The organism is Citrobacter sp. (assembly GCF_050252275.1).
In the GTDB taxonomy this organism is placed as follows: Bacteria; Pseudomonadota; Gammaproteobacteria; order Enterobacterales; family Enterobacteriaceae; genus Citrobacter_A; species Citrobacter_A amalonaticus.
Genome location: NZ_JBFWLF010000321.1, coordinates 1 through 5,014, shown reverse-complemented (window position 1 = coordinate 5,014; position 5,014 = coordinate 1). Strand labels below are relative to the sequence as shown.

7 protein-coding genes and 1 pseudogene are annotated in these 5,014 nt (G+C 54.3%); all 8 read right to left on the bottom strand.

Annotated features, from left to right (window positions below; translation table 11 throughout):
• Positions 1-625, bottom strand: a 625-nt coding sequence (locus AB7E14_RS20500; protein WP_428169871.1) for a protein adenylyltransferase SelO family protein, incomplete at its 3' end; no start/stop codon positions are given.
• A 61-nt stretch (positions 626-686) separates the two neighbouring features.
• A pseudogene (locus tag AB7E14_RS20495) lies at positions 687-1,400 on the bottom strand (EAL domain-containing protein).
• A gap of 222 nt (positions 1,401-1,622) precedes the next feature.
• Positions 1,623-2,087, bottom strand: a complete 465-nt coding sequence (locus AB7E14_RS20490) for a C40 family peptidase (protein WP_216081551.1) — start codon at positions 2,085-2,087, stop codon at positions 1,623-1,625.
• Positions 2,088-2,164: 77 nt separating this feature from the next.
• A complete protein-coding gene (btuD, locus tag AB7E14_RS20485; protein WP_061070191.1) occupies positions 2,165-2,914 on the bottom strand; it encodes a vitamin B12 ABC transporter ATP-binding protein BtuD in 750 nt (249 codons plus the stop codon).
• Entirely contained in the window at positions 2,914-3,465 is a 552-nt protein-coding gene (locus tag AB7E14_RS20480) for a glutathione peroxidase (protein WP_058587980.1), read from the bottom strand. Before AB7E14_RS20480 ends, btuD begins: the two co-directional genes overlap by 1 nt.
• Before the next feature lie 63 nt (positions 3,466-3,528).
• Positions 3,529-4,509, bottom strand: coding sequence for a vitamin B12 ABC transporter permease BtuC (gene btuC / locus AB7E14_RS20475; RefSeq protein ID WP_043000872.1), 981 nt, complete (start codon positions 4,507-4,509; stop codon positions 3,529-3,531).
• A 100-nt stretch (positions 4,510-4,609) separates the two neighbouring features.
• Positions 4,610-4,909: an integration host factor subunit alpha gene (ihfA, locus tag AB7E14_RS20470; RefSeq protein WP_001229265.1), complete on the bottom strand. Its 300-nt coding sequence runs from the start codon at positions 4,907-4,909 to the stop codon at positions 4,610-4,612.
• Positions 4,910-4,913: 4 nt separating this feature from the next.
• Positions 4,914-5,014, bottom strand: a 101-nt coding sequence (locus AB7E14_RS20465; RefSeq protein ID WP_428169872.1) for a hypothetical protein, incomplete at its 5' end; no start/stop codon positions are given.

Genomic DNA, 5,014 nt, shown 5'->3' with positions numbered 1-5,014 from the left:
GCGGCCAGTAATGACGAATGGAGAAATCCGCCAGTTGCTGAACTTTTTCCGGCTCGCGACGGTAATAAAAATGCTCAAAATGACCGAAGCGCAAATGGCTTTGCGCCAGTCGCATCAGCATCGCCCCTGCCTCCACCGTTTCGCGGTAAACCGGTGTTTCACTGGTGACAATCGTCAGCGCCCGGGTCGTCGGTATCCCCAGGTAGTGCATCGCTTCACTGGCAAGGCTTTCTCGGATCGTGGAGCGCAATACCGCACGACCATCACCCATGCGCGAATACGGCGTCAAACCCGCGCCTTTCAGGTGCCAGTCCATTGTGCTGCCATCGGCAAGCAACTGCTCACCGAGCAGAATGCCGCGCCCGTCACCCAGTTGACCCGCCCAGACGCCGAACTGATGACCGCTATAGACCTGCGCCAGCGGAGACATCCCCGGCAACAGCGCCTCGCCGCCCCAGACACCCACCGGGCTGTCAGGATGAAAAAGGGAATCGGGGATGCCCAGTTGTTCGGCAAGCGCATCGTTGTGCCAAATCAGTCGCGAGTGATTCAGCGGTGTTGGCGACAGAGCGGTAAATGTTGCTGGCAGTTCATCGCGCCAGCGGGTTGTAAAAGACAGGGTCATAGGGCCTCCTGCCTGTAGTGTAGACGGTTATTTCCGTCATAAACACCAGCAAACAGAAAGGTTATCCGTGGAGTAATTGGGTGACCTGACTGGCCGTGACGGCAGGCCACAGCCCGCCCTGCATACCGCTAAAACCGAATGGCGTCACGCGGGTCAACATCGCTTCGCTGTCGATACCGGCGATCATCAGCGATTCGCAATAAGGCGACACTTGCGTAAGGATGGCGCGCATGAACGGTTCGAAGGAAAGACGAGTGGCCCGACGATGGACAAAATTCCGGTCGAGGATAATTCGTTTAAATAATCCATCGAATATGGCTTTGTTGGCACTTTCCCCTGCGCCGAAATTGGCCAGTACCAGAGGAAAACGTTCAGCCAGCGCATGCAACGTTTTATTCTCTTTGCCTTCAGACAGTTCGGGAAAATTCTCATTTATCATGAGTTCGAGAAACGAAAACCGTTTAACGGCAGAAACGCACTCACTATTGGTTAATAATAACGGTACAACTGCCGGGGTTATATAAATCCAGGCGACAAGTTTATGTAGAATAAAAAAATGTTGGCACGTTTCGATCAGCGCCAGCTTTTCGATAAATAACTGGCACTGTTCTTCGGGAGAAAGTCGCGGAAGCACCAGTTCAGTTGGGATACGAACGTCACCGTCTTCACTGACAAAGTTCGCGATAACGCTTTAACCGATAAGTTTTCGTTGTACATTCCTGGCGGGCTGAAAATAGAGTTCAGAATGATACACATTATCCAGTGAAACATTCATCACGGCAGTCCCACATACAGGGAGTGATTCGGCAACCTATTACACAGGATGTCGTCATCCATCTTTTTTAATGCCAGAAGGAAAATGTTCATGTTGTCCTTTTCACCCGGAGTCCCGGTTCCTTAGTATTCAGCTTATCCTGATTATAAACGCTTATCCAGCATTGTTCTTTTTTCGGCAATAAAAGCGAGGGACATCCTCAATCGAAATAACGCCCTACGACTAAATGCGTCTCGCCTGCCAAAAGTTTTTCCGCCAGTAGACATTATCCAGCGACGAACGCATCACGCCACGACTGGTTGAGGCATGAATAAACTGACCGTTAGTATCATAAATACCCACATGTAAACCGCTCTCTCCCGACCCGGTTTTGAAAAACACCAGATCGCCAGGCAACAAGTCGTTTTTATCGATTTCCGTCCCCAGTTTTGCCTGTTGACGGGTTTCGCGCGGCAGCTGCAAAGAGAACTGATCGCGCATGGTCATCAGCACAAAACCGGAACAATCCACACCACCGCGACTCATGCCGCCGTAACGATAGGGCGTCCCGCGCCAGGTCTGGAGTTGATCATTTAACCCGGCAATCACGGTAATGGAATCAGAGAGCCGGGCATTGGGCGGCGGCGCTCGGTGGCTACTACATCCGGCCAACAACAGTGCTGTGCAAAAAAGAAACCAGAAACGCATTCAGGCGAATCCTCTGTATTTTTATTCTTCACCCCTTATAGCGGGTATTTACGCGGGTTTTCAAGAAACCATTTCGTTTAAGTGGTTGATATAATCATTCTGTGACCTTCGATGTCAAGACGCCGGAAGTGCAGACCATACGCCTGCGCTAAATGCGCTGGCGTCAGCACTTCATCACGTGGACCGCTGGCGAGCAGTTTCCCCTGTTTGAGCAACCACGCCCGGTGCGCGTGGCGCAAGGTATGATTCAGGTCGTGACTGCTCATCACGATGGCAATCCCCTGCTGGCACAAGCGGTGCAGAATGCGATCCAGCGCATTTTGCTGCGCGACATCAAGGCTGTTCATGGGCTCATCGAGGAGCAATAGCTGTCCCTGTGGGTTGGTCTCTGGCGCGATTTGCAGGATCACCGCGGCAAGACGGACGCGCTGCCATTCCCCGCCTGAGAGCTCCTTCGCATTGCGTTCAAGTTTGTCCGCCAGCCCCAGCGACTCGGCCACCGCCATCAACTGGTCCGTGCGCGTTTTGTCTGGCTGATGTAGCGTCAGGAAGTGCCATACCGGCATCGCGAAGGGCGGATTTTGCTGCTGCGCCAGATAAGCACGATGGCGGGCAAGTTTAGCGGCGGGCCACAACGCCAGCTCAGTCCCCGCCAGAGCGATCGTTCCTGTCCCACTGGTTAACCCTGCCATCCGCGCCAGCAGCGTGCTCTTCCCGGCGCCGTTCGGCCCCACAAGATGCAGGATCTCCCCTGCCCGAATCTCACCGGACAGAGGCCCTAACCGGGTCGATTCCGCCACATCCTGTAACTGCATCACTGAAGACATTATTTAGCCAACGCGAGTTTGATGCTTTCCATCACAATCGGATCTTCCGGCGTCATATCCGGAGAGAAACGCTGTATCACCTTGCCATCACGGCCTACGAGGAACTTCTCAAAGTTCCACAGGATATCGTCAGGATAGAGCGGCGCACGCCCTTTGCTGACCATTCGCTCATAGAAACCACTCTCTTCAGGGGCCACTGCCGTCGGTGCCGCCTCAATCAGCTTCTGGTACAGCGGATGACGCCCCTCCCCGTTTACCTCAATCTTGCTGAACATCGGGAAGGTCACGCCCCAGGTCGTCGCGCACCAGGTTTTAATCTCGTCATCACTGCCAGGTTCCTGCCCAAGGAACTGATTGCAGGGAAAGCCCAGCACAATAAAGCCACGGTCGGCCCACGCTTTCTGAATATTTTCCAGTTGCTCATACTGTGGGGTAAGTCCGCATTTTGAAGCTACGTTAACAATCAGCAGAACATTACCTGTGTATTTCTCAAGCGTGGTCACTTCGCCATCAATCGTTGTCACTACCGTGTTCAGAATCGAGTCTTGCATAACCTCTCCAGGATCGTGAGTGATTCAAATACCAGCTTCTAATCATAGACTGTCTTGTCGTACCTAACGTCCGGCTTTGAGTAACAGCCAGATAAAAACCGGTGCGCCGAGCGTCGCGGTGACCACGCCAATCGGCAATTCGGCGGAGGCCAGCGCCAGGCGAGCGACCACATCGGCCAGCAGTAGCGCAATGGCCCCCGCCAGCGCACAGGCAGGTAACAGCACGCGATGGTCCGTTAAGCCGCACAGGCGTAAAATATGGGGGATGACCAGGCCAATAAAACCAATGGCCCCGGCCAGCGCCACGCTGACACCGACCATCCATCCGGTGGCAACCACCAACAGATTTCGCCAGAACCACAGGGGGAGTCCCAGTTGTCGGGCAGAGGTTTCCCCCAACGCCAGCATGTTCATCGCCTGCGACTGGCAGCAGATCCACACCAGCACCGGAATCAGGGCCAGCATCAGCCAGGACTGCTCCCAGTTAACGCCACCGAATCCCCCCATCATCCAGTACATCAACTGACGCAGATCGAATGAGGTAGAAAAATAGATGGCCCAGGTCATCAGCGCGCTACAGATAATCCCCAGCGCCACGCCGGCAAGCAGCAGGCGGCTGGTCGAAAGATGACGACGGGCAAAACGCAGGAGGATCAACGTGATGACCAGCGCACCGGCAATCGCGCACAGTCCAAGCGCCCAGTGCGGCAGTATGCCCTTCCCCAGCAGCACGGCGGCGATAAGCCCCACGCCCGCACCGTTGGAGACGCCGAGCAACCCCGGCTCCGCGAGCGGGTTTTCAAACAGCGCCTGCATCACTGCGCCGGACAAAGCCAGCGCCGCGCCCACCAGCAGAACCGCCAGCGCGCGCGGAAGGCGAATTTGCCAGACAAAGAGTTCGCCACGGGGCGTCAGCCAGTCAGCGGGCGATATCCACTGCTCTCCAGCGCACAGGCTCAACCACAGTGTCAGTAACATCAGTACCGACAGACTCAGGATCCAGCGCACATGTTGTCGCTGTTGTTGACGGGCAAAAGTCAGCATGATTTCCGTTCAACTGAAAAGGATGTCATTGATTCTACGGTGCGATACCCCCGCAGAAAAGAAAAAAGGCCGCAAAAGCGGCCTTTTTGGTTAGATCTGATTACTCATCTTTGGGCGAAGCGTTTTCGACTCGGCTCTTTAACTTCTGTCCGGGTCTGAAGGTCACCACGCGCCGTGCTGTAATGGGAATATCTTCGCCCGTTTTCGGGTTACGTCCCGGACGTTGATTCTTATCACGCAGATCGAAGTTACCAAAACCAGAGAGTTTTACCTGCTCACCGTTTTCCAGAGCACGACGGATCTCTTCGAAAAACAGTTCGACCAGTTCTTTGGCATCCCGCTTGCTAAGCCCAAGCTTATCAAACAGATATTCTGACATTTCAGCTTTTGTAAGCGCCATAGGTTCAATCCCTCAATGATGCCTGGAATCGCTCTTTTAATGCCTCTACACATTTGGCGACGGTAGCGGCAATCTCCTCTTCTTCGAGTGTACGGCTGGTATCCT